The sequence below is a fragment of the Legionella wadsworthii DSM 21896 = ATCC 33877 genome, assembly GCF_000701265.1.
Lineage (GTDB): Bacteria > Pseudomonadota > Gammaproteobacteria > Legionellales > Legionellaceae > Legionella > Legionella wadsworthii.
Window position 1 is genome coordinate 625,522 of sequence record NZ_KL370759.1, and the last position, 22,178, is coordinate 647,699.

Genomic DNA, 22,178 nt, shown 5'->3' on the forward strand with positions numbered 1-22,178 from the left:
AAAACAGTGCATGAATTTTATTTTAAATTGCACCCCAAAAGATATTCCAAAATTTTTTCAAATCTTCTTCATGAAAAAAGCAAAATTTACTTGACAGATCCTGGGTAGCTCATTAAACTGCGAACCTAATTTTGGGGTTATAGCTCAGCTGGGAGAGCGCTTGCATGGCATGCAAGAGGTCGGCGGTTCGATCCCGCCTAGCTCCACCATCAACATCTCTGATGTTGATGGAGAAAACGTTCAAGGTCCCCATCGTCTAGCGGCCTAGGACACTGCCCTTTCACGGCGGTAACAGGGGTTCGAACCCCCTTGGGGACGCCATTTTATGGTGTTGAAATTTGTAACAAAAAGTAGTAAATTAAAGATCCAGGTCCCCATCGTCTAGCGGCCTAGGACACTGCCCTTTCACGGCGGTAACAGGGGTTCGAACCCCCTTGGGGACGCCAATACACCATATCAGTGTACTCATTCTAAATTCTTTTAAATTTAATTCTATTGTTTTTCATTTCATGTGCTTTCAATAAATTGTCTCCCAAATAAGTGGGTCTGGAAAGCAATCATTTGCTTCCCGATAGAGCGCTAACATTCACTTGGAGGAATCTCGTGCTGTGAAAAAAATTGGCAAGCTCCAGCTATTCCCCCGTTACTGCTGTTGTATGCATAAGGAATAATGTTTTGTGGATTAGTTTATTATTTTAATAGGTCCATCCTAAGAATCAGAATGTTAGAGTTGTTTAAAGCCTTTCAAAAATTGTTCTCGTATTGAACCCAAACAACCGCTCATGCATTCGATAGGCATACTCATCTGTCATATTGGCAAGATAATCACAGACAACCCGATAAGCAGTAGTTTCATCCTGTGCTTCTTTAAACAAAATTCGATTTTTGTTATCTAATAAACTTCCAGGGTTGGAGCTAATTGCATCAAATAATCGGAGCACGACTGTTTGACCTCCATATTCAAAAGTACGTGCTTCTTGAGAGTCAATGACATTTTTATAGATACATTGTTTCAGATAATTCAAAAGCGCATCGGCTTCCGGGATAAGTGTTAAATTATATTTGAATAAATTATTCTCAAAATTTTCATGAGTAATAACTATTTGGGTTGAGGTAATAAAGTAATTGACCATCTCCCCTATTGTTTGCTTTCTTGAATAATGATCCGCAGAAAAAAGAGTGTCAATGATATGATTTTGTCGGTTAGTTAAAGCAGTGTTGTTTAATATTTTTCGAAATTCGGATGTATCTAGATGATCCGGGTTGATAAGGCGCAAATGGATAGCATCCTCAAGATCATGAACCCCATAAGCGATGTCATCTGCGATGTCCATAATGGAGCAATCGAAACTATGGTAAGCTGATTTTCCTGATTTAGTTCCTTGTGGCGCTTGCGATAGGGATTGAAATAATTCTTTATCACGGTCGCAAAAAGGAGCGAGCAACCAATCAATCTCAGGTTGTTCACAATCAAAATAGGCTTTTGGGGGCAACCAGTCATTAATTTTAATGGTTTTATGGATGGATTCATGAACTGGAGGTTGTTTTGGTGCAACCACGGTAGAACGTTTGACGGGATACTTTAACACGCCAAGGAGAGCACGACGAGTTAAATCCAGCCCATAGGGGCCATAGCTGCTTTCAACTTTTGTGAGTAGGCGTAATGTTTGTCCATTGGCCTCAAAACCTCCATAGTGACGCATCATGTAATTTAATGCGACTTCCCCCCCATGACCAAAAGGGGGGTGCCCAATATCGTGGAGTAAGCAGATGACTGAAATTAAGTCATCGTTAGGCAATAATCCAGAAAAGACAATATGTTTTTCCTCATTCATTAAGAGATTATGGACAATACTGCGCCCAATAGAATCCACTTCCAGGGAATGTGTCAGGCGTGTCCGATGGAAATCTCCTTCATCAGTTCCCAAAATTTGTGTTTTACGTTGTAACCGCCTAAACGCTGGACAGTGAATTACTCGTGTCCGATCTCGTTCATAAGGGTTTCGATGATCCAGGTTTCCTCTTTGATTGGTTTGTCCAGAACGTCGATGAGTCCACATAAGATTTTTGCCGAAGATAAAAAAAACAATTACTGTAAGGCATTATTTATTTCTTAACAACACAATTCCCTAAAGTTTTTTTAAAACAGGTAGATATAGTAGACAAGAAGAATCAAAAAAAGAACCATTAATAGGGGAGTTATAATGAATAATAATAAAATCAATTTATCGCTTGTGGTTCTGTGTGCATTGACATTGTCTTCCTGTAATACAGACAGCGAATACATTAATTATCCAACTTATTCCTACTCAAGTATAAACCAACCTTATAACATTAATAGTTATAATATGGTGAGCACTGACTATAAATATAATTCTGATTATCAATATCGTGAAAAACAGGAAGTAAGAGTTCCTGATTCTTATTATGTGGGTGAGTATCACTCACCTGTTTCTTTTAAGGATAGGGATCAAACTTGGGTCAATAGCCAAAACCCGCAAGGTTATACGATAGAGCTCACGGAAGGAGAGCGGGCATCACAAGTCGCTCAAGTTCTTTACAAAGCGCCAAAAAATGATCGAATGGCCCAGGTAAAATATGATCGGGATGGTAAAACGCGCTATAAAGGTGTGTATGGTACCTACAAATCAGCAGAAGAAGCACAAAAAGCGTTAAACTCTTTACCAGCTGAAATAAAAGGTGGTGCTTCGGTGATTAATTGGAGCAGTGTGCAGCAATAGATTAATCCCGCCACAAAGTTTTGGGTTGTAAAATCAGCAAGGATTCTATGCTGTTTTAGAAGCAGAACTGATTAAAATCATTAAACGCGTCACTCCTGGAGTTTTCGAGCGATCTGCTTCAAACTGTTTGACCGTGATGGCATATTGTTGATTTATTTTTTCGAGCCAGATGATGAATTGATTAAAAGCCACTGCGTCGAATGTAAGTTGGATATCTCCCGGGCCTGTTTGTTGTAATTGGTAAGGAAACTTCAGGGTGGGTTCATTTTTAAGCTGAGTAGCAAGTGTAGTTAGAAGCTGGCTATTATTTACCATTTTCTTCTGTTTTTGTTTCAAATGGCTTTGTTGTCTAATTTTTTGCATCCATTCCAATGTAGTTGCTTTTTCTGTAAGCTGTGATGATTTTTGATTTACCTGCTGACTGAGTGGGCTATATAAAAACAAATAATAAATATAAAGAAAAAGGCACAGGATTGCCCCTATGACCATCCACTTTTCCCTTTCATTTAATGTACTTAAATAGGCTTTCACATTAACTCCAAGGTTGCAACCACTTGTTGTTCACGAGTTGATGCTTGAGTTTGTTTTACTTTCAATTGTAATTTTTTTAATGCATTCTCCAATTCCTCCAGACTGGCGAAATCGGTACTAACCAAGGTCACAGATAGTATTTGGTTTTGGTAGCGTAACTGTTCGAGAGAATTATGATCATCACTTTTCATCACTTTTGCAAACTGGTTAAGTAAATACCAAAAGCGATTTTGTTCTTCAACATTATTATTTTTTAATAGTTGGCTAATACGAAATTTAGGACTAATTACTTGTTTGGCATCGGGAAAAAACTCATGGTAAATCACTGCAATTTGCTCATCTATTTTATGGGTTTGCTGGTTTAAAAAATGTAGCTTGATTCCATTGACCACAAGAAGAGAAACCAACCAAAAACAAAAAAGAGCAGCAACTATTTGATAACCTTTTTTTATAAAATCTGTTTTATTCCCATGTTGCATGTCTCCTTGACACAAATTCATTAATTTTGATTTGAGTATTCTTTGAGCAATCCATGTAAAGGAAGTATCTTCACTTTTGGACAGTGAGGAATCAATCAATATGTCGCTGTCGGCAAAGAGTAAAGGCTGGTATTGGGGGTGGTTTTTTAAATAAATATTAGCTAACTCACCAGATAAAGCGCCTTTAAAATCTTCTGTATTAACGAGTAAGGTAGATTGATTGATACATAATTCCTGAGGCTCCAATGCAAACCAATCTACAGTTATTCCTGAAAATTCTATACCTTGCTCATTCAAAAACAGCATCAGATATCGCAATCTTTGCTTGCTTATCACAGTGATTAAATATTGGTTGTTTTGATACCTTGTTTTATCAAAAGCAAAATGGAGTTCCTCAACAGACTGCGCTAACTTATCTTCTAAAGCATAGGGTATTGCTGTTCTTGCCTTTCGCTCCGGAAGCCACGAAAATTCCAAGTTTAGAATACTAACATGTTCGGCCGTTTCTATGACTAAGGATTTGCTATCAATTTGTAACGATTTAATTTCAGCAAAAGTGCGCTGGGCAGGTGAAGCAATTAATGTTCCATCAGCATCCAATTTAAGGCAGAAACATCCTGTTTCATTTAGATGTTTAGAAAAAAGAAAAAGGGTATCCATTCCTAAACAAAAGCTCTATGTTTTTTGAGATTCATTGCTGTCCATTGTTGTTTTAATTGTTGAGCCAGTAAATAGACTACAAGCGCATACTGAGGGCTTGAATTGTACCGAGTGATAACAAAGAAGTTGGGATAAGCTATCCAATATTCATTACCTTTGGCAGTAACCAATTCAATTAATCCAGCTCGAGAAGGATGATTGTGCGCTGCAGTGACTGGTTTCACTCCATGCGATACTAACTGTGAGTAATAATAATTAGCCCTCTTGGGATTGACTTGTATTTCCTTGTAACGCGAACCTACCAACTTAGCATACTGAGCAACCCCATCATTGGATTTCCAGCCATGCTTATGAAAATAATTAGCAATACTTCCTATAGAATCCGCATTGTTGGATACCAGATCACGCGAACCCTTATTTGTAAAATCAACAGCAAAGTTTCGATAACTACTCGGCATGAATTGAGGTTGACCAATTGCACCTGCATAGGAGCCTTTATATTGAGTTGCAGGTACTTTATGCTCACGGCAAAGAAGGAGGTATTCTTTTAATTCTTTAGTAAAATAGGGCGCTCTTTTAGGATAATCGAAGGCCAAAGTAGCTAAAGCATCAAGGACGCGGTATTCACCTTGGCGTTCTCCGTACAAAGTTTCTACACCTAAAATGGCAATAATAATTTCTGGAGGGACACCGTATTTTTTTTGTGCTTTTTCTAAGGCTGTTCTATTAGCCATCCAATAGTCAATCCCGCCTTTTAAACGTTTGGGAGTTAGGAAGATGTCTCTATAAACATCCCAATTTTTCTTTTCATAAGGCTTCTCCATAGACTCAATGATAGCGGGTTGAATCACTACTTGATTCATGATGGCTGTAAGTTCATTGGCATTGAAATGATGTTCTTTGACCATACTTTTGATAAAAAGTTGCACATCTTTTCTTTGAGTGAAGGAAGTATTGGCAAAAGTGGAGAATGAAAGAATGAGTAATATCAATGTCATAAAACTCAAACTTAGTATTCGTCGCATGGTGTATCCTAATTTAAGATAACAGGAAATGTTAAATTTTATTAAAAATGCTGTGTATTAGCAAATACTTTAAGGCGAAGCATATTTAAGCTAGAATGCGCTATTTCCATATAAGGGTACATGTGTTGAGTGATTTAAAGCGAATTCGTAATTTTTCAATTATTGCCCATATTGACCATGGTAAATCAACCTTGGCTGATCGATTTATTCAAGTTTGTGGCGGTTTAACGGAACGCGAAATGAGTGCCCAGGTACTTGACTCTATGGATATAGAGAGAGAACGAGGCATCACCATTAAGGCACAATGTGTGTCGTTAAATTATACTGCAAAAGATGGCAATTCTTATTTATTAAATTTCATTGATACACCGGGCCATGTAGATTTTAGCTATGAGGTCTCTCGCTCTTTGGCAGCATGCGAAGGGGCTATTCTAGTCGTTGATGCGGCTCAAGGTGTCGAAGCACAAACGGTTGCAGTTTGTTATACGGCCATTGATCAATCTTTGTCTGTTTTACCCGTATTGAATAAAATAGATTTACCACAAGCCGAACCCGATAGGGTTATCTCGGAAATTGAGGACATCATCGGGCTTGATGCCCATGATGCAATTCGAGTCAGCGCCAAAAGCGGCTTAGGCGTAGAAGATGTACTTGAGGCTTTAGTAAATCATATCCCTCCTCCAGAAGGAGACATCAACGGTCCATTGCAAGCGCTCATCATTGATTCCTGGTTTGATAGTTATCTTGGTGTTGTATCCCTGGTGCGTATTGTGAATGGCTCAATACGTAAGGGAGATAAGATGAGGGTAATGTCAACAGGTCGATCCTATGAAGTCGATCAAGTAGGGATATTTACACCGAAGCGTACGAAACTCGATGCATTAAATGCCGGAGAAGTAGGTTATTTAGTTGCAGGAATTAAAGAAATTCAAGGTGCTCCAGTAGGAGATACACTCACTTTGGAAAAATATCCTGCAGATAAACCGCTTCCTGGATTCCAACGAGTGAAGCCCCAGGTTTATGCCGGTTTATTTCCAGTGAGTGCTGATGACTTCGAGGCATTTCGTGAGGCTTTGGCCAAATTAAGTCTTAATGATGCTTCCTTGTTCTACGAACCAGAGTCTTCAGAAGCCTTAGGCTTTGGTTTTCGATGTGGCTTTTTAGGTATGCTGCATATGGAAATCGTACAAGAGCGTTTAGAAAGAGAATATAATCTTGATTTGATTTCTACAGCACCTACGGTGGTTTATCAAATTCTTACTCAAAAAGGTGAGACGCTGCTCATTGATAATCCCTCTCATTTACCTCCTCTGCCACAAATAAAAGAAATGTATGAGCCTATTGTGAGGGCAAACATATTAGTGCCTCAGGATTATCTGGGTTCGGTGATTAGTTTATGTATCGAGCGGCGCGGAGTTCAGGTTAATATGACCTACAGTGGCCGCCAAGTTTCTGTGACCTATGATATTCCAATGAGCGAAGTGGTCTCTGACTTTTTTGATCGATTAAAATCCATAAGCCGTGGTTATGCTTCCCTTGATTATAATTTTTTACGTTTTCAAGAAGCCGATTTAGTGAAGATGGATATTTTAATCAACAGTGAACGAGTGGATGCCCTCTCCGTAATTGTGCACCGTGCATCATCCCATAGCCGTGGTAAATTGATTGCCGAAAAAATGCGAGATTTAATTCCACGACAAATGTTTGATGTTGCCATCCAGGCAGCATTGGGAAGCCATATTATCGCGCGGCAAACAGTAAAAGCCTTGCGTAAAAATGTTACGGCTAAATGCTATGGCGGAGATATTACCCGAAAACGGAAGCTATTGGAAAAACAAAAAGCGGGTAAGAAACGCATGAAGCAAGTAGGGCATGTGGAAATTCCACAAGAAGCTTTTATGGCTGTTTTCCAAACAGATAAAAAGAAATAGCATGATGATGCTGTTGAAGAATGTAAGTTTAATTAGGATATAAATTTATGAATTTCGCTTTAATTTTGGTTGTCCTTTCTCTTGTCAGTGGTTTTATATATCTATTAGATGCGCTCTTTTGGGCAAAAAAACGCACTGCAGATCAAAAGCCAAATCGGATAATTGAATATTCGCGATCTTTTTTTCCTGTGTTTTTCATTGTTTTGATCCTGCGTTCTTTTCTTATTGAGCCTTTTCGAATTCCCTCTGGTTCGTTGGAACCTACCTTGCTTGTAGGGGATTTTGTGGCGGTTAACAAATTTATATACGGGCTGAGACTCCCGGTTTGGGAAAATAAAATCCTTTCTATTTCGGATCCTAAAACTGGAGATGTTGCTGTATTTCGTTGGCCTCCCGATCCCTCATATGATTACATTAAAAGAGTTATCGGTGTTCCAGGAGATAAAGTAAGTTATCATAATAAAGTACTCACTATTAATGGGAAAGAAGCAAAACAAACTTTTCTTGAATACACAATTGATGAAAGTTCAGGTAAAGCTGTGTCTAAATATCAAGAGAATTTAAATGGTACAATCCATAATATTTTCATTAGAACAGATATTCCAGCCGTTGACTTTGATATTGTAGTACCCGAAGGAAATTATTTCATGATGGGGGATAATCGTGACGATAGCGCTGACAGTAGATTTTGGGGTTTTGTGCCGGAATCTTACTTACGGGGTAAGGCATTTTTGGTTTGGATGAGCTGGAATGGTAAGACAGATAATGTACGATGGTCTAAAATAGGAAAATTGATTCCATAAGATTTAAACTTATCGACAGTCAATAGATGATTAGGGATTAATTAAGGACGGATAAATGCACAAACAAAAAGGAATGACTTTAATAGGGATGTTAATCACAGCAGTTGTGATAATTTTCGCAGCAACAGTTGTGATGCGCGTAATTCCAGTGTATTTACAGTATTACTCTGTACTTAAATCGATAAAAGGCCTCAATTCGATGCCACCTTCGAATTTAACTGGTGATCCTGTGGCTGATGTTAATGCCTTAAAAGGAAATATAGACAAGCGATTGTCTATAAATGGGGTAGATAGTTTAAAGGACAATCAATTAATGATTGAACCTTTGGGCAACAATAAATACAGAGTAAAATTACATTATCAGGTGACAAAACCTTTAATATCCAACATGAGTTTATTATTTGATTTTGAGCATACAGAAGAGGTAGTAGTCGGCAGTGAAAGTTAACTTAGAAAGGTTATGTAGGCGGTTAAATTATCAATTCAATCGTATTGCTTATCTCAAGCAAGCATTAACCCATTGTAGTGTAGGTAGTGACAACTATGAACGTTTCGAATTTCTTGGTGATTCAATTTTAAGTTTCGTCATTGCCAATGAGCTTTTTCATAGGTTTCCTATGCAAAGTGAAGGACAATTAAGTCGCCTTCGTTCTTTTTTGGTTCGTGGAGAAATGTTAGTTGAGCTGGCTAAAGAAATTGATCTCGGTGACTTCCTTTTTCTAGGACAAGGGGAGCTTAAAAGTGGTGGGTTTCGTCGTGCTTCAATACTTTCTGATGCCATGGAAGCTGTTTTTGCAGCCATTTTTCTTGATGGTGGTCTCGAGCCTGCTAAAAAGGTAATTTTAGGCTTATATCAATCTAGACTTGAAGATCCCCATTTAAATGATTGTCTCAAAGACGCAAAAACCCAATTACAAGAATTTTTGCAAGCGGAGAAAATTGCACTTCCCGAGTATGCTTTGACCAAAGTTGAGGGAGATGAACACAACCAAATATTTTATATTACCTGTTCCGTTGATGGATCGATGCAAAAAACTTTTGGACAGGGTTCCAATCGCAGAAAAGCAGAACAATTAGCTGCGAAAGAAATGCTCGATCTTTTACGTTCAAATAAACACTGATCAAATGGTTCTAAACTAAATCTTCTAAAGTACTACTAATCTCCAACCACTCTTCTTCAGCTTGGTGTAAAGAAGAATGTGAAGCTGTTCGTTGTTGGAGAAGTTGATTTAGGGTGTTTTGCTTTGTATTGTCCTCATAAAGACTGCTATCACCCAATTGTTTGTCCAGCTTTGAAATATCGTTTTGATATTGCTCAATAAGCTGTTCTAGTTTTTTTAGGCGGTTTTGTAATGCTCTCTTTTCCTTATAATCCAGTGCAGATGAAGAGGGGGCTGCACTTTCTTTAACAATATTTTTTGTTTGTAACCAGGAATAATAATCATCCAAGTCTCCATCAAAAGCCTGAACTTTTTGCTGACAAACTAAATAAAAATTATCTGCGCTCGTTTTGAGCATATGCCGATCGTGAGATATCAAAATTAATGCACCTTCATAGCTTTGCAATGCCAGCTCAATTGCAGAGCGCATTCCAAGGTCCAAATGGTTTGTAGGCTCATCCAGTAAAAGCAGGTTTGGTTTAAGCCATACGAGTTTTGCTAGAGCCAAGCGTGCTTTTTCACCACCGGAAAAATGTGCGATCGGTTGAACGGCCATGTCACCACAAAAATTGAAGCCGCCTAAAAAATCACGAATGCTTTGCTCGCGAGTTTCTGGTGATAAAGCTTGTATAGTTTCTACAGGGTTTAAATGACAATCAAGCTGTTCTAGCTGATGCTGGGCATAATAACCAATTTTTAAATGAGCAGATCGATGAATCGTACCGTTTAATGTTGGCAAAGAGCCAGTTAAAGTTTTTATGAACGTGGATTTTCCTTCGCCATTTGGGCCTAAGAGTGCTATTCGATCGCCAGGATTAAGAGACAGATTAATCCGTTTTAAAATTGGTTTTTCAAAAAGATAACCTGCATCCACCATATTACATTGAATTAATGGATTTCCTGCTCTAGGGCAAGGAAAAAAACTAAAGGAAAAGGGCGAATCAGCTTGTGCTGCAGCAATAATTTCCATTCTTTCTATGGCCTTAAGACGACCCTGCGCCTGTTTCGCTTTAGTGGCTTTAGCCTTAAAACGATTTACAAAAGACATCATATGTGAAATTTTTGCCTGCTGTTTCTCATGCATGGCTTGTTGTAAAGCCAATTGCTGCGCATGGGTTTTCTCAAAACAACTGTAATTCCCGCTATAAATACTTATATTTTGGTTTTCAATATGAAGAATATGGGTAACAAATGCATCTAAAAACTCGCGGTCGTGGGATATAAGAATAATGGTGCTGGGACTCTGCTTTAAAAAACGCTCTAGCCAAAAAATAGCTTCCATATCCAAATGGTTTGTCGGTTCATCCAATAAAAGCAAATCAGCCGGTTTCATCAAACAACGCGCTAAGCTTAACCGCATACGCCAACCTCCAGAGAAGCTATTTACTGGAGCTTGTTGCTGTTTCCCTTCAAAACCCAGCCCTGACATTATGGTCGCAGCCAGTGCTGGCTTACTGTATCCTCCGGTATGGCTTAATTCTTCATGACAGGCTAAAACTTCAGCGTCATTTCCTTTTACTTCCGCTTCATTCAGTCGCTGAAGGAGCGTCATATAGCTCTCATCGCCACCTAGAACAAAATCCAAGGCTTTTTCTTCACTTTCAGGTAATTGTTGAGACAGATGGCTAATCGAAAGCTGGGGATTAATTAGGAAGTCCCCTGTATCTGGAATTAATTTTCCGAGTAGAAAGTCGAATAATGTAGATTTACCGCAGCCATTATGACCGATAAGACCTATTTTTTGTTTTTCGTAGAGGGTGACACTCACCTTATTTAATAAAACTTTATTTCCACGGCTTAATGTAATTTGACGAAGAGTGAGCATAATAAATCTTATAAATTGATCTTGTTATGAAAAAATTAAATATTTTATCTTGTGTGCCGTCGAAGGGCATCCAAGAAATTATCAGGTACGCTTATACCAGGATTTCACATGCCTGACCAAAGGATTGCAACGACTTAATTCTACCACAAATCTGTTTAACTTGGTTCGGGCTCTATTGTTTTTTTCTTAGCCGATTGATAACGCGCTTGTTTCTCAATATCAATATACCGATCAGTTGTTGCGCTAGAGCTGTGGCCTGCATCATCTCGGACATGTTCCCGAGGGCGTATTTTAACATCCTCAGAAATTCCAGTATGTCTTAACCAGTGTACTGTAGCTGCAGCTAAATTATCAGACTCTTCTATATGTCCTTTCTGTCGCAGTTGTTCTCCAGCTAAATCAAAACAGCGTTGGATAATACGGCGTACTGGTGCAGTATCGCTCATTGGGCCATTCCCTCGAATCCTGGGAATCAGCGGGGAATTATCCGCTGGAGAGGGAAGAGGAGATAAACCTAGAAAGGATCTCCATCTCATTAAACTGTCTAACATGTCATCACTTACAGCGATTTGCCTTTCTTTATTTCCTTTACCTACGGTAGTAAACCACCAGTGTCCATGACTGTCTTTTGCAAAATCATTCATACTCGGGATCCAGCGATCATGAGCAACCAGTTCAGAAATACGTAAATACATGCCAAACAGCATGCTCAACATAAAACGTGTACGTTCATGTTTGATAGGCGATTCTTCTGCGAGTGATTCGGCGGCTTCTAATACAGCACTCCATTGTAATAAGCTAAGCCTGCGAATTGGCGCATTATGCTGTCTTTTACGAATGAACTTGCTTTTTTGGCGAATGAGGGCAACAGGATTTGAAACTAAGTATTCTTCTGCAATTAAAAAATTAAATAAGGTACTTAAAATAGCAAATATTTCCTGTATCGCCCCTTGAGAAAGGGTAAATTGCTCAATATTAGGTTTCTGTCCATTCTTTAAAGCCGATTTACTCAAGGTAACTACAAAGGGTTTCCATTCTTCATTAGGGATACGTTTTCCCTCTTTTTCTATAAAGCGGGGGACTTTTTTCAGACTGATCCAATTTTTGGGTGGGTTTTGACAAAAATGGATGTATTGTTCTATATCATCCCTTTTTAATTCTTTAATGGTCATTTTTTTTATTAACCAGGACCATTGCAACAAACGTTCAGTTTCTCTGCGGTAACTGTTAAATGTTCCTTGGCTCCCAGTGTAACTTTTAAGAAAACTGAGCGCATAATTGAAATCACTTTGAAAGCGTACATCAGGCAATTGCACATGCTCGTGGTTTTTGTGAAGATGATTAAGGTTATCGAAAATAGGGAGTAGTTTAAAAGTCATATACTTACTGTCCTGTAAATTTTTTTAATTAAACATGCTAGCTGAAAAGCAATGAATATACGAGTAGGCGACGATGTGAGGATTGTATTTGGTCCCAGCTAAAAGTATGAAAAAATACCTATTTGGTTAAGTTAAATAAAATCTTGTTTGCTGGATTAAAAATTATTATAAATTAAATGATTTAATATATTGACCTTGGTGAAAGCACCTAGTATTATCTGCGCTCTGTCCTTGGGACGGGTTTTACGGGGTGTAGCGCAGTCTGGTAGCGCGCCTGCTTTGGGAGCAGGATGTCGGGGGTTCGAATCCCTCCACCCCGACCAAGATGCGCCCGTAGCTCATCTGGATAGAGCATCGGCCTTCTAAGCCGAGGGTAGCAGGTTCGAATCCTGCCGGGCGTGCCAGCCCAGATCTTGTTCATAAGAACTTCTGGTAAAAAAGGTTTTTATGGTGAGCGTAGCTCAGTTGGTAGAGCCCCGGGTTGTGATCCCGGTTGTCGTGGGTTCGAGTCCCATCGTTCACCCCATTTGACAAGTACAAATGGTTTACGCTAAAGATTTTATCTGAGTCCCTTTACAAGACTGAATTACTGATTGATAATCCAACCTGATTTGCGAAAGTGGCGGAATTGGTAGACGCACTGGATTTAGGTTCCAGCGGGGCAACCCGTGAGAGTTCGAGTCTCTCCTTTCGCACCAATATCATTGATAAATTCCAAGAGGTGAAATTAATGCAAGTTTCTGTTGAGACCCTAAAAGGTTTGGAACGTAAGGTAACAGTTTCTGTACCTTCAGAGCAAGTTGAGGAAGAAGTGAGTTTACGTCTCAAGAATCTTGCTCGCAAAGTTAAAATAGATGGTTTTCGTCCTGGTAAAGTACCTATGCATGTTGTGGTCAATCGTTACTCTGAAAGTGTCCGCGAAGAAGTAGCCCGTGACATGGTACAATCAACTTTATATGAAGCATTACAAAAAAATGAATTAACTCCTGCTGGATACCCTAGCGTAGAACCAGAACAACTTGAAAAAGGTAAAGACTTTAAATATTCAGCAGTATTTGAGATCATGCCAGTGTTTGAAATTGCTGAATTAAATCAAGCCGCAGTAGAGTTGGCACGCTCTGAAGTTACTGATAAAGATGTAGAAAACATGCTGGATAAACTCCGTGAGCAGAATAAAGAATGGCATGATGTCTCTCGCGCAGTCAAAAAAGGCGACAAAGTGGTTATTGATTTTGAAGGTTTTCTCGAAGATAAGCCGTTTGAGGGCGGTAGCGCGAAAGGCCATGAATTAGTTATTGGTTCCGGATCAATGATTCCTGGATTTGAGGATGGAATTATAGGTCACAAAAAAGACAAGTCATTTGATATCAACGTGACTTTCCCTGAAGACTATGGTCACAAAGAATTGGCAGGAAAAGAATCCGTTTTCAAAATTACAATTCAAAATATTATGGAAGGAAAACTTCCTGAACTTGATGAAGCTTTTGCTGAGAAGTTTAATATTAAAGAAGGCGGTATTGAGGCACTGAAAAAAGACATTAAAGACAATATGACGCGTGAATTAGAGCGTCGTGTCAGCATGATGAATAGAGAAAAACTTTTTGATAAATTAATGGAAGTCAACGTTGTAGACTTACCAAACGCTTTGATAGACAAAGAAATAGAACATTTGAAACATGATATGTATCATAGACTTTTTGGACATGAACATCATGAGAATGAAAAGATTCCTGATTTCCCTCGTGAACTTTTCGAAGAGCAAGCAAAACGTCGCGTTCATCTTGGTCTGCTTTTCTCAGAGTATGTGAAAAAACATCAAATCGTAGCGGACAAAGATAAAGTGAACGCCGTCATAGAGCGATTTGCTAATGCTTACGAAAATCCAGATGAACTTCGTGCTTGGTATCAAAATAGCAAAGAGCATATGGCTGAAATTGAGGCTCTTGTCATGGAAGAAATGGTTGCAGACAAAATCGCTGAAGATGCTAAAGTTAAATACAAAAATCAAGATTATGATTCGGTAATGAATCCTAAACAAACGACTGAAGCGAGTGAAGCGACAGAGAAAAAAGGAGAGTAATTATATGTCGGGCTATTCAGAGAACATAATTCGCAATGCCAGCGGGCTAGTACCCATGGTAATTGAGCAAACCTCACGTGGTGAGCGTTCGTATGATATTTACTCAAGATTATTGAAGGAACGAATAATCTTTCTTTTGGGTGAAGTAGAAGATCATATGGCAAATTTAGTAGTTGCTCAATTGTTGTTTCTTGAGTCTGAAAATCCTGAAAAAGATATTTCTCTTTATATTAATTCACCTGGAGGTGTCGTTACAGCTGGTTTAGCAATTTACGATACAATTCAGTTTATTAAACCTGATGTTAGTACTTTATGTATTGGGCAAGCAGCAAGTGCTGCTGCCTTATTGCTATGTGCTGGTGCAGAGGGTAAGAGATTTTGCTTGCCAAACTCACGAGTCATGATTCATCAACCATTAGGTGGATATCGTGGGCAAGCAACTGACATTGAAATTCACGCTCGCGAAACTTTAGCTGTAAGAGAAAGATTAAATACAATTATGGCAACGCATACTAAAAAAACACCTGATCAAATTATGCGCGATACAGAGCGTGATAATTTTATGAGTGCCACACAAGCTGTTGAATATGGCTTAGTTGATAAAGTGCTTTATGATCGAGAGTCAGTAAGCAAAGTAGATTAATTATTTACTTTAATTTTGAAGACTGAACTATAATGTATTTATGCTTGGGTATAGTGAATCGGAAATTTATGCCAACTAAATATTGGAATAATATCTGATTGGTTCTACTCAAGCCAATACGATTTGGGGCCATTTTCATTGATTCATTATACTTCTTCGTATTTCGCTTTATTTTTAAAAAATAGTTACAATGAACACAGTGGCATATCTTTTTCTGATTGACTAATATTTTACATATATTATCTATTTAACGGTAATCGTTGTAAGAAGGGGTTTGGTTATGAGTAAATCCGGTAACGGAAGTGGCGATAAAGTTTTGTATTGTTCTTTTTGCGGGAAGAGCCAACATGAAGTAAAAAAATTAATTGCTGGCCCTTCTGTATTTGTCTGTGATGAATGTGTTGAGTTATGTAACGATATAATTCGGGAAGAAACACATGAATCACACGAAGAGACTGAAGTTCGTTTGCCATCACCAAAAGAAATTTCCAATTTCTTAGATGAATATGTGATCGGGCAATCCCATGCAAAAAAAGTCTTATCCGTAGCTGTGTATAATCATTACAAGCGATTGCAACACAAAAGTGAAGATGGAGTTGAACTCGGTAAAAGTAATATTTTACTTATCGGTCCAACGGGAAGCGGTAAAACCCTTTTAGCACAAACATTAGCACGTATTCTTAATGTCCCATTCGCCATGGCTGATGCTACGACGCTAACAGAAGCGGGTTATGTAGGTGAGGATGTAGAGAACATAATTCAGAAGCTTTTACAAAAATGTGATTATGATGTAGACAAAGCACAGCATGGTATCGTCTATATTGATGAAATCGATAAAATTTCAAGAAAATCCGATAACCCATCAATTACACGCGATGTTTCGGGTGAAGGGGTACAACAAGCGCTATTAAAGCTTATTGAAGGAACCATTGCTTCCGTGCCGCCACAAGGAGGTCGTAAGCATCCACAACAAGAGTTCCTGCAAGTCGATACTTCAAATATTTTATTTATTTGTGGTGGCGCTTTTGCGGGATTGGAAAAAGTGATTAGAGAAAGAAGTGATAAATCAGGTATTGGATTCTCTGCTCAACTTAAGAATAAAAAAGAAAACAATGATGAAATCTCTAAGGTTTTAAATCAACTAGAATCTGACGATCTAATTAAATACGGGTTAATTCCTGAATTTGTTGGCCGTTTACCTGTGGTAGCCACATTGCAGGAACTCGATGAGTCAGCGCTTATTGATATTTTAACTAATCCTAAGAATGCTCTAACCAAACAATTTCAGTCTCTATTTAAAATGGAAGAAGTGGAACTTGAGTTTAGAGATGAAGCATTAACGGCTATTGCGAAAAAGGCTCTTGAAAGAAAAATGGGGGCACGAGGATTGCGTGCCATACTTGAAAATATTCTTTTAGACACCATGTATGAATTACCTTCTCTTGAAGGAGTAATTAAGGTGGTGATTGATGAGAGTGCTGTGAATAGTTCATCTAAGCCTATCCTTATTTATGAACAGGAAGAGATAAAGAGTGTAGCAGGTGGCCAGGAGTAGCATTTTTACTCGTCCTCTCTTCTGTACCATGTATGGAAGAGAGAGTCTTAATGGAAACCTTCTTAAATTATAACACTTTGATTCCTTGCAATAACTCTCCCTTCCTTTTAAATTATTATTAGTAGTCGCGTGAATATTAAATAAAGTTTTTCTGTTTGAATAAGGGTTCATTATGTCCACTGAAATTAAAGAGACTTCAAATGAGACAGGAAATCTGTCTAGTATACCTGTATTGCCATTAAGAGACGTAGTGGTCTACCCTCATATGGTTATTCCTCTTTTTGTTGGTAGAGGGAAATCAATTAAAGCCTTAGAAGCGGCGATGGTTGATAGTAAACAAATCTTTTTAGTAGCACAAAAAAAATCATCCAATGATGATCCTGGTGCTTCTGATATTTTCCATGTAGGCACATTATCCAGTGTTCTGCAGTTGTTGAAATTACCTGATGGGACTGTAAAGGTCCTGGTAGAGGGGGAAAAACGGGCTAAAGCGATAGAATATAACCAAGCTAAAGGTTATTTGGAAGCTGACCTGGAATTGCTTGAAGATGAAAATTCCGCAGTACAAGAACCAGATATTGGCATTTTGATGCGTTCATTGATGTCTCAGTTTGAACAATACATCAAACTCAACAAAAAAATTCCCCCCGAGGTTTTATCTCCTTTAGCAGGTATAGAAGAACCCGGCCGTTTGGCAGATACAATTGCTGCACATCTTATGCTAAAGGTGGATGACAAACAAGAACTGCTGGAAACTAAGGATGTAGGTACGCGTCTAGAACGTTTGATGTCTGCCATAGAAAATGAAATTGATTTATTGCATGTAGAAAAACGGGTAAGAGGGCGAGTTAAGCGGCAAATGGAAAAAAGCCAGAGGGAATATTATCTCAATGAACAAATGAAGGCCATTCAAAAAGAATTGGGGGAATTGGGTGAGGAAGGAAATGAAATAGAACAGCTGGAAAATTCCATAAATAAAGCTGGAATGCCTAAAGAAGCAAAAGAAAAATCACTTGCTGAACTTCATAAATTAAAAATGATGTCACCTATGTCTGCTGAAGCGACAGTGATACGCAACTATCTCGACTGGATGCTTTCAGTACCCTGGAAAAAAAGAACTAAAATTCAATTTGATTTGCTCAAAGCGGAAAAACTATTAGATAAAGAACATTATGGGTTAGAGCGAGTTAAAGAACGTATTATTGAATATCTGGCGGTACAGCAACGGGTAAAACGTCTCAAGGGGCCTATATTATGCCTCGTGGGCCCTCCTGGGGTTGGTAAAACTTCTCTAGGTCAATCTATTGCGAATGCTACAGGCCGTACATTTATTCGTATTGCATTAGGCGGCGTTAGGGATGAAGCAGAGATTCGAGGGCATAGAAGAACCTATATAGGATCCATGCCAGGAAAAATTATACAAAAATTATGCAAAGCTGGAGTAAAAAACCCGCTCATTATGCTGGACGAAGTAGATAAAATGGCCATGGATTTCCGCGGAGACCCAGCTGCAGCCTTACTTGAGGTTTTGGATCCAGAGCAAAACCATACCTTTAACGATCATTATCTCGAAGTCGATTACGATTTAAGTGATGTTATGTTTATTGCAACAGCAAACTCATTGGAAATTCCTGCACCATTATTAGATAGGATGGAAGTGATTCGCCTTGCAGGATACACAGAAGATGAAAAGGTAAGTATTGCTGAAAGATATCTAGTTCCCAAGCAAGTGGTTTTGAATGGATTGAGTACCCAGGAAATACATATTAGCGAAGGGGCTATTCGGGATATTATTCGACACTACACTCGTGAAGCAGGGGTTCGTAACCTTGAACGGGATATTGCCAGCGTTTGTAGGAAAGTCGTCAAAGAAATTTTATCCAATAAAAAAGTTAAAAAGATGAATGTATCTATCAGCAACATTGAGAAATATTTAGGTGTTAAAAAATTCAGATATGGTTTAGCTGAAGAGTTTGACCAGGTGGGACAAGTGACAGGCCTTGCCTGGACAAGTGTTGGAGGAGAACTGTTGACCATTGAAGCTTCCATGATGCCAGGAAAAGGCAAAGTAACTCATACAGGTCAATTAGGGGAGGTAATGCAAGAATCCATCCACGCGGCAATGACTGTAGTACGCAGTCGCGCTAAAAAACTTGGTTTGCCTGATGATTTTTATGATAAAAACGATTTCCACGTTCACGTTCCCGAGGGGGCAACACCTAAAGATGGACCAAGTGCAGGTATTGGTATGTGTACGGTGCTGGTTTCTGTAGTAACGCAGATACCTGTAAAAGCTGATGTTGCGATGACTGGGGAAATAACTTTGAGAGGGCAGGTATTACCTATTGGCGGTCTCAAAGAAAAATTATTAGCAGCTCACCGAGGTGGAATTAAGCATGTCATTATTCCTGAAGAGAATGTAAAAGACCTGGAAGAAATCCCAGATAACGTTTTACGTAAGCTAACAATACATCCTGTTAAGTCCATTGAACAGGTCTTGGAACTGGCTTTACAACGCAGTCCTTGGATAGATCAGCCAACAAATGTACAATCTGAGACCTTAGTGGGTAAAAGATCAAAAAAAATTAAAAATAATGATTTACATACCCATTAATTAGATGTATATTTCGTTTCGTAGCCCGCCACTAGCGGGCACTGCAAGGAAGTAACTACTTGACCGGTTAATTTAATTTAATGAATTTGATTAGATTGACTTTGAAGTATGGAAGATTAACAGTATAGGGGAAGCAATGAATAAGAGCGAATTAGTTGATGCTATAGCAAGTGGTTCGGGTTTAACAAAAGCTGACGCAAGCAGAGTTCTCGAAACTTTTACTAGTACTATTACTGATGCTTTAAGAAGTGGTGATCAAGTAGTAATACCTGGTTTTGGTTCTTTCTCTACAGGCAATCGTTCAGCTCGTACAGGTAGAAATCCACAAACTGGTAAAATTATTCAAATTAAAGCGTCACGAGTAGCCAAGTTTAAAGCGGGTAAAAACCTGAAAGAAGCGGTGCAAGAAGCTTAAGTTTTCAGGGTGCTTAGCTCAGCTGGGAGAGCATCGCCCTTACAAGGCGAGGGTCGTAGGTTCGATCCCTACAGCACCCACCAAGAAATGGAGTGGTAGTTCAGTTGGTCAGAATACCGGCCTGTCACGCCGGGGGTCGCGGGTTCGAGCCCCGTCCACTCCGCCAGATTAACGCGCCGAAAGGCGCGTTTTTTTTATCTGGAATGTTTGTACTCCAGAATGATATTGCTTTTCAACTCTCAACTTACCTTTCGGGAGAGAAATGGGTGAAGCTATGAGAAAGATAAATATACCTATTCACTTCATGCGTTGGTTAAATGATTGGAAATATTTTTTGTTGTTGAATATGTGAGCAGTAGTTTGTGTTTGGTTTTTTTTCAGTTTGAGCTATAATCGGCTCCAGCTAAATTCTAATAAAGCTTTAATTAAATAATGGATCTCGGGACATGTTACAAAAGTTAAATGAACGTATACAGGGTGTTGTAGCTTGGTTGGTAGTGATCTTAATTGGTATTACGTTTACCCTTTTTGGTGTGGATTATTATCTCCAATCCCGCCAAACAACCAATTCCAAGGTAGTCGTTAATGGACAACCTTTATCCATACAATCATTTGAAAACAATTACAGACGTGCCCGCTCCATGCAAGATCTTGCACAAATGACTGCAGCTGAAGAAAAGAAACTGCAAAATCAAGTTCTTGATCAAATGATTACTAATGAAGTTCTAGTGCAATCTGCCCGCAAAAATGGCTTTGATGTTAGTGTAAACCAAGCTAATGCAGCGATTTTGAGTATCCCTCAATTTCAGGAAGATGGACATTTCTCTGCGCAAAAATATCAACAAGCATTAAATGCTGCTTTATTTACGCAATCCAGCTTTCAAAATGAAGTAAAACAAGGAATGCTGTTAAATCAACAACGCTTTGCTTTTATGGGGAGTTCTTTTGCTTTACCTGATGAAATAGATCGCTTCGTGAGCTTATATATGCAAAGCAGAGATTACGATTACCTTACTATCCCTGTAAAAACTTTTGAAAAAGATGCGCATGTTTCTTCTGAAGATATTGCAAACTATTATAAAAATCATAAAAAAGACTTTATGGCTCCAGAAAAAGTCAGTTTAAATTATGTCTTATTATCCATGCATGATCTAAAAAATAAAATTAAAGTTTCTGAAGAGGATATAAAGCGCTATTATGATGAAAATCAGAGTAACTATTTGATACCCGCAAGCTGGCAAGTAGCACACATTTTATTTGCTGTTCCAGAGAAAGCCAGTCCTTCTGATATAGAAAAAATTCAGAAAAAAGCGAATGATGCATATCAGTTATTGCAAAAAAATCCAGCACAGTTTGATCAACTTGTTTCAACGATGTCTGATGACAAACTTTCGATTGCGGATAAGGGTGTGTTACCTTGGATAACAGCTGGGCAGAATACCTTCAACAATATTTTATCTAATTTAACTCAACCAGGCCAAATTTCTCCTCCTGAAAAAACGGAGCATGGATACGAAATCTTTAAATTAATTGCTTATAAACCTGTTTCAACAAAACCTTTTTCTGAAGTGCAATCAGAAATTAAAGAACAATTAATTGCTGAAGCGGCTCAGAATAAGTATACACAAGCTCTAGAACAGCTCTCCGATTTAAGTTATCAGTCACCCGATTCGCTTCAGCCTGTCGCTGATGCGTTGAATGTAACAATCGAAAAAACCAAACCATTCTCAAGATCAGGTGGAACAGATAATATAACCAAAAACAAACAAGTTATTAACGCTGCATTTAGTCATGATGTATTGGATTTAAATAACAATAGTGAGCCGATACAAATAGATAATGATTCTGTCGTTGTATTAAGAGTAGATCAGCACTGGAATGAAACAGAGCAACCTTTAAATGTGGTTCAAGATGACATTAATAAAATTCTAGTTAAAAAAATTGCAGAAGAAAAAGCTAAAAAAATCGGCAAAAATTTACTGAATCCAGTTGAGGATAAAGAGCAGCAAGAATTAATTCAATCGAACCATTTATCCTGGAAATCTGTAAATGGATCAACTCGCGATAATGATAAGGTGGACAACCAAATTAACGATCTGGCATTTAATTTATTGCGGCCAGAGAATCGGGAAGGGCTCGTTTTATCCAATGGTGATTATGTTGTCGTTCGATTGAAGCAAATTCATGATGGAAAGCTAAGCACATTGGATAGAGAGCAGCAAGATAGCTTGATTCAACAAATAGAAGCAAGTTATGGCATGATGGATTATGATTTATACGTAAAAAGTTTAATGAACCGTGCGCAAATTGAAAGGCACTAACTTTTTGACAAAATAA

The 22,178-nt window shown here is 38.5% G+C and carries 17 protein-coding genes and 9 tRNA genes; 20 read left to right on the plus strand and 6 right to left on the minus strand.

What is annotated here, in order from left to right:
- Positions 1-133: 133 nt before the first annotated feature.
- The 3 genes from BU07_RS0108825 (at position 134) to BU07_RS0108835 (ending at position 446) form a co-directional block, all read left to right on the plus strand.
- A tRNA-Ala gene (locus BU07_RS0108825) sits at positions 134-209 on the plus strand.
- Positions 210-245: 36 nt separating this feature from the next.
- Positions 246-321, plus strand: a tRNA-Glu gene (locus BU07_RS0108830).
- Between the two features lie 49 nt (positions 322-370).
- A tRNA-Glu gene (locus tag BU07_RS0108835) sits at positions 371-446 on the plus strand.
- Between the two features lie 288 nt (positions 447-734).
- Here the strand turns inward: BU07_RS0108835 and BU07_RS0108840 are convergent.
- On the minus strand, positions 735-2,060 hold the full coding sequence (locus BU07_RS0108840; RefSeq protein ID WP_031565285.1) for an anti-phage deoxyguanosine triphosphatase: 1,326 nt from the start codon (positions 2,058-2,060) through the stop codon (positions 735-737).
- Between the two features lie 144 nt (positions 2,061-2,204).
- On the opposite strand from BU07_RS0108840, the gene BU07_RS0108845 reads away from it, so the two are divergent.
- Positions 2,205-2,741, plus strand: coding sequence for an SPOR domain-containing protein (locus tag BU07_RS0108845; protein WP_031565287.1), 537 nt, complete (start codon positions 2,205-2,207; stop codon positions 2,739-2,741).
- A 45-nt stretch (positions 2,742-2,786) separates the two neighbouring features.
- Here BU07_RS0108845 and lspM read toward each other — a convergent pair whose 3' ends face one another.
- The 3 genes from lspM to mltB are packed head-to-tail and all read right to left on the minus strand — an operon-like array spanning position 2,787 to position 5,436.
- Positions 2,787-3,272, minus strand: coding sequence for a GspM family type II secretion system protein LspM (gene lspM, locus BU07_RS0108850; protein ID WP_031565288.1), 486 nt, complete (start codon positions 3,270-3,272; stop codon positions 2,787-2,789).
- Entirely contained in the window at positions 3,269-4,411 is a 1,143-nt protein-coding gene (gene gspL / locus BU07_RS0108855) for a type II secretion system protein GspL (RefSeq protein WP_031565290.1), read from the minus strand. Before gspL ends, lspM begins: the two co-directional genes overlap by 4 nt.
- Before the next feature lie 2 nt (positions 4,412-4,413).
- Complete coding sequence (mltB, locus tag BU07_RS0108860; protein ID WP_031565292.1) at positions 4,414-5,436, minus strand: lytic murein transglycosylase B; 1,023 nt, start codon at positions 5,434-5,436, stop codon at positions 4,414-4,416.
- Between the two features lie 95 nt (positions 5,437-5,531).
- On the opposite strand from mltB, the gene lepA reads away from it, so the two are divergent.
- From lepA to rnc, 4 genes are read left to right on the plus strand one after another with little or no spacing between them, the layout of a single operon-like run.
- Positions 5,532-7,367, plus strand: coding sequence for a translation elongation factor 4 (lepA, locus tag BU07_RS0108865; RefSeq protein ID WP_051635523.1), 1,836 nt, complete (start codon positions 5,532-5,534; stop codon positions 7,365-7,367).
- A gap of 47 nt (positions 7,368-7,414) precedes the next feature.
- Complete coding sequence (gene lepB, locus BU07_RS0108870) at positions 7,415-8,170, plus strand: signal peptidase I (protein WP_031565295.1); 756 nt, start codon at positions 7,415-7,417, stop codon at positions 8,168-8,170.
- A 55-nt stretch (positions 8,171-8,225) separates the two neighbouring features.
- A complete protein-coding gene (locus tag BU07_RS0108875) occupies positions 8,226-8,618 on the plus strand; it encodes a DUF4845 domain-containing protein (protein ID WP_031565297.1) in 393 nt (130 codons plus the stop codon).
- Positions 8,608-9,291 (plus strand): ribonuclease III, encoded by a 684-nt coding sequence (gene rnc, locus BU07_RS0108880; protein ID WP_031565298.1) that lies wholly within the window; start codon positions 8,608-8,610, stop codon positions 9,289-9,291. Before BU07_RS0108875 ends, rnc begins: the two co-directional genes overlap by 11 nt.
- 10 nt (positions 9,292-9,301) lie before the next feature.
- On the opposite strand, the gene BU07_RS0108885 is transcribed toward rnc, so the two are convergent.
- Both BU07_RS0108885 and BU07_RS0108890 read right to left on the minus strand, forming a co-directional pair.
- A complete protein-coding gene (locus BU07_RS0108885) occupies positions 9,302-11,155 on the minus strand; it encodes an ABC-F family ATP-binding cassette domain-containing protein (protein WP_031565300.1) in 1,854 nt (617 codons plus the stop codon).
- A 155-nt stretch (positions 11,156-11,310) separates the two neighbouring features.
- The gene (locus BU07_RS0108890) at positions 11,311-12,534 is read right to left on the minus strand and encodes a tyrosine-type recombinase/integrase (RefSeq protein ID WP_031565302.1); all 1,224 of its coding nucleotides are present in this window, start codon (positions 12,532-12,534) and stop codon (positions 11,311-11,313) included.
- 246 nt (positions 12,535-12,780) lie between these two features.
- On the opposite strand from BU07_RS0108890, the gene BU07_RS0108895 reads away from it, so the two are divergent.
- The 12 genes from BU07_RS0108895 (at position 12,781) to BU07_RS0108950 (ending at position 22,162) form a co-directional block, all read left to right on the plus strand.
- A tRNA-Pro gene (locus BU07_RS0108895) sits at positions 12,781-12,857 on the plus strand.
- A 4-nt stretch (positions 12,858-12,861) separates the two neighbouring features.
- Positions 12,862-12,938: transfer RNA gene (locus tag BU07_RS0108900), tRNA-Arg, on the plus strand.
- 46 nt (positions 12,939-12,984) lie between these two features.
- Positions 12,985-13,060: transfer RNA gene (locus BU07_RS0108905), tRNA-His, on the plus strand.
- 87 nt (positions 13,061-13,147) lie between these two features.
- Positions 13,148-13,232 (plus strand) — tRNA-Leu (locus tag BU07_RS0108910).
- 32 nt (positions 13,233-13,264) lie between these two features.
- Positions 13,265-14,614: a trigger factor gene (tig, locus tag BU07_RS0108915; protein ID WP_031565304.1), complete on the plus strand. Its 1,350-nt coding sequence runs from the start codon at positions 13,265-13,267 to the stop codon at positions 14,612-14,614.
- A gap of 4 nt (positions 14,615-14,618) precedes the next feature.
- Entirely contained in the window at positions 14,619-15,257 is a 639-nt protein-coding gene (gene clpP, locus BU07_RS0108920; RefSeq protein WP_031565306.1) for an ATP-dependent Clp endopeptidase proteolytic subunit ClpP, read from the plus strand.
- Positions 15,258-15,537: 280 nt separating this feature from the next.
- Positions 15,538-16,812, plus strand: coding sequence for an ATP-dependent Clp protease ATP-binding subunit ClpX (gene clpX / locus BU07_RS0108925; RefSeq protein ID WP_031565308.1), 1,275 nt, complete (start codon positions 15,538-15,540; stop codon positions 16,810-16,812).
- A 172-nt stretch (positions 16,813-16,984) separates the two neighbouring features.
- A complete protein-coding gene (lon, locus tag BU07_RS0108930; RefSeq protein ID WP_031565310.1) occupies positions 16,985-19,426 on the plus strand; it encodes an endopeptidase La in 2,442 nt (813 codons plus the stop codon).
- A 136-nt stretch (positions 19,427-19,562) separates the two neighbouring features.
- Positions 19,563-19,841, plus strand: coding sequence for an HU family DNA-binding protein (locus tag BU07_RS0108935; RefSeq protein ID WP_010653977.1), 279 nt, complete (start codon positions 19,563-19,565; stop codon positions 19,839-19,841).
- 7 nt (positions 19,842-19,848) lie between these two features.
- Positions 19,849-19,924, plus strand: a tRNA-Val gene (locus BU07_RS0108940).
- Positions 19,925-19,930: 6 nt separating this feature from the next.
- A tRNA-Asp gene (locus tag BU07_RS0108945) sits at positions 19,931-20,007 on the plus strand.
- A gap of 280 nt (positions 20,008-20,287) precedes the next feature.
- Positions 20,288-22,162, plus strand: a complete 1,875-nt coding sequence (locus tag BU07_RS0108950) for a SurA N-terminal domain-containing protein (protein ID WP_031565312.1) — start codon at positions 20,288-20,290, stop codon at positions 22,160-22,162.
- Positions 22,163-22,178: the final 16 nt, after the last annotated feature.